The sequence below is a fragment of the Neisseria sp. P0019.S002 genome, assembly GCF_051957155.1.
In the GTDB taxonomy this organism is placed as follows: domain Bacteria; phylum Pseudomonadota; class Gammaproteobacteria; order Burkholderiales; family Neisseriaceae; genus Neisseria; species Neisseria perflava.
On the sequence record NZ_JBQCWS010000124.1, the window covers coordinates 1 to 454 of the forward strand.

Sequence of the window (454 nt, forward strand, 5' to 3'; positions counted from 1 at the left end):
TTACTGGAAATGACATTGTAGCGGGGGTATGACAAAGCGGATAGACGTTTGACCCGCCGGACAGTCGGCATTCCTATTCATTCAAACCAATACTAAAGGAAAATCTTATGTGCAAAAGCGTTCGTGTTGTCAATTTGTCAGATGTTCAGCATGCTCAGTTGAAGGCAATTTTTGAGGCCGTTCAGGCTCAGCCCGGCGGCTTTTTTGATGGGGTCGATGAGCAGGAGGAAGTGTGGAAGGTGGTACGCATTGCTGAGGATTACGGCCTGATTGAAGAGGCGGCTCGTGTGAAGCGTATGCCTGTGCCTGAATTTATCGCGTTTTCGGCGGCTGAATATGCGGATTTCTTCGTGAATGCGTGTGAGGCGGCGGTTGAGGATGTGACTGAAAAAATTAAGGTGGGCGGGTATGAGTAAGCATCGTTCTATCAGCCGGTCGGAAAGTAATTTTGGAA

General features: G+C 48.7%; 1 protein-coding gene. It reads left to right on the plus strand.

Going from position 1 to position 454, the window contains the following annotated elements; all coding sequences use genetic code 11:
• Positions 1-107: 107 nt before the first annotated feature.
• Entirely contained in the window at positions 108-416 is a 309-nt protein-coding gene (locus ACTHTY_RS11885) for a hypothetical protein (RefSeq protein ID WP_440367832.1), read from the plus strand.
• The last annotated feature ends 38 nt before the right edge of the window (positions 417-454 follow it).